At 67.8% G+C, this 2,244-nt stretch carries 3 protein-coding genes and 1 tRNA gene; 2 read left to right on the forward strand and 2 right to left on the reverse strand.

Annotated features, from left to right (window positions below):
* Together H0W65_RS11610 and H0W65_RS11615 are read left to right on the forward strand one after the other, a co-directional pair.
* Window positions 1–279: transketolase C-terminal domain-containing protein (locus H0W65_RS11610; RefSeq protein WP_294007742.1), on the forward strand; the 279-nt coding region annotated here is incomplete at its 5' end.
* A 2-nt stretch (window positions 280–281) separates the two neighbouring features.
* Window positions 282–1,481, forward strand: a complete 1,200-nt coding sequence (locus tag H0W65_RS11615) for a 2-oxo acid dehydrogenase subunit E2 (protein WP_294007744.1) — start codon at window positions 282–284, stop codon at window positions 1,479–1,481.
* Window positions 1,482–1,576: 95 nt separating this feature from the next.
* Here the strand turns inward: H0W65_RS11615 and H0W65_RS11620 are convergent.
* Together H0W65_RS11620 and H0W65_RS11625 are read right to left on the reverse strand one after the other, a co-directional pair.
* Window positions 1,577–1,653 (reverse strand) — tRNA-Arg (locus H0W65_RS11620).
* 39 nt (window positions 1,654–1,692) lie between these two features.
* The coding region (locus tag H0W65_RS11625) for an NrsF family protein (protein ID WP_294007746.1) at window positions 1,693–2,244 on the reverse strand (552 nt) is incomplete at its 5' end.

The following is a 2,244-nucleotide window of genomic DNA, read 5'->3' on the forward strand; positions in this document are numbered from 1 at the left end:
GACTTGCGCACGCTGATGCCATGGGACCGCGAGATGGTGCTCGACAGCGTACGCCGGACTCGGCGGTGCCTGATCGTTCACGAGGATTTGCGCACTGGCGGATTTGGGGCGGAAATTGCCGCGGTGGTCGCTGACGAGGCATTCCTCGATCTCGACGCGCCGGTCGCGCGGGTGACAATGCCCGACATCCCGAGCCCGCATCACCCCAAATTGCTCGAATGGGCAGTGCCGTCGGTCGAGCGCATCCGCGCGGAAATCGAACGGCTAGTGGGGTTTTGAGCGTGATCGAGGTGCGCGTTCCCGACGAGCAGGAGGGCACCAAGGCGGTGGTCCGCGCCTGGCTCAAGCTCGTTGGGGATACGGTGGCGATCAACGATCCGCTGGTGGAACTCGAGACTGACAAGGTAACCCAGGAAGTCCCCTCACCGGCGGCGGGAGTGCTGAGCGAGATTTTGCTCGACACCGATGCGGAGGCGCTGCCGGGGGCGTTGCTGGGACGGATAAGTGCGGACGCCCCTGTTACGGGTTCCCCGGCGCAGGCCGGGGCCCAGGGTGCTGCGCCAGCAGCGCCTTCCGGCGCTCCTGGACCCCGGCCTTCGCCGGGGAACCGGGAAGGGGAAAATCGACTCTCCCCCTCGGTAAAGCGCGCCATCGCTCAGCATGGCATCGATCCGGCGCGTCTCACGGGCACTGGCCGCAATGGGCGCCTGACGCGCGAGGATGTCGATCGGGCGGCGGCGTCGCCGACCATGGTTGGCGACCGAGAGCCCCCCACTACCCAGTCGCGTCACTTCGCGGGTGGCGACATTCCCCACGACCGGATGCGGCTGAAGATCGCCGAGAATATGGTCCGCGCCGTGTCCCAGGCGCCGCACGTCACCGCGCTGTTCGAAGCCGATTTTTCTGCAGTCGCGGCGTACAAGGCGGCGCTCGCGGCGAAGGGCGTCAAGCTCAGCTACACCGCCTTTATCGTCAAAACCGCCGCCGAGGCGATGGCGGTCGCACCGGCGATCAACGGGCGGTGGGAGGAAGATCGCATCGCCATGTCTCCGACCATCGACATCGGGGTCGGCACCGCGCTTGGCGACAAGGGGCTGGTGGTGCCGGTGGTTAAGGATGCCCTTGCGCTGAGCCTGGAGCAAATCGGCGCCAAGCTCGACGACCTCACCGGCCGGGCTCGGGCAGGCAAGCTGACCGGCGCCGATGTGTCCGGCGGTAGTTTCACCATCTCCAACCATGGCGTCTCGGGCAGTCTCCTCGCCAGCCCCATCATCCTTCATGCCGGCCAGGCGGCGATCCTCGGCGTGGGCAAGCTGGAGAAACGGGTCGTGGTCCGCGAGATCGGCGGTCAGGACGCGATCCTGATCCGGCCGATGGCCTATGTCACGCTGACCATCGACCACCGCGTCGTCGATGGGCACCAGACCAACGCGTGGCTTAGCCGCTTCGTTGAGGTTTTGGAGAATTGGCCTACAAGCTAGCGGCGGGAGGCGGCGCGGGCAAATCCGCGCCGTGGATCGACACGGCCTGAGGCCGTGCGCCGGCCGACCCGCGACGTTACTTCGCTTATCGGGAATGGCGCACCCAAGAGGATTCGAACCTCTGGCCTCTGCCTTCGGAGGGCAGCGCTCTATCCAGCTGAGCTATGGGTGCGTGGGGTCCGCTTAGCTTGGCGAGCCCAACCCCGCAAGCTTACCAGCGCAGCAAGCGGGGCAGGACGATCCGGGCGGCAACCGCCGCGACCGGAACCGCCGCGAGGTGCCAGATGGCGAGGTGGGCGAGCGATTCCTGGGGGCACTCGAGGCTGTTCGCCAAGGCGCCGGTCGCGCCCGCGGCAAGGCCGACCAGCCATGACGCGCGCTCGGGCGAAACGGGCGCACCCTGCCTGAGCCAGGCGGCGAGGAAGGCGAAGGTGCCGAGGCCGGCGACGAGACCGAGCGCAAGACAGCGCAAGCCCTGATGCATATCGAGGCCGCCGACGAGCGCCGGCTGCGTAACGACGCCGAACAGCGCGACCATGGGCACCAGCAACAGCGCCGCGAGCACCCATGGCGCGCCGGACGCTGGCGCGCCGACTTGCGGCCGGGCCATGCGCACCGCGCCTGCGCCCGCGGCGGCGGCGAGCAAGATGAGCAGACCGGAGGTAACGCCAAGCATGGGTGTGGGTTCGCCAGCGATGACATCGTGGCGGAAGCCCAACGTCATGTAGACGAGGGCAATTGTCACCGCACCGACGACCGCAAG

It is taken from the genome of Sphingomonas sp., assembly GCF_013816785.1.
Classification (GTDB): domain Bacteria; phylum Pseudomonadota; class Alphaproteobacteria; order Sphingomonadales; family Sphingomonadaceae; genus Sphingomicrobium.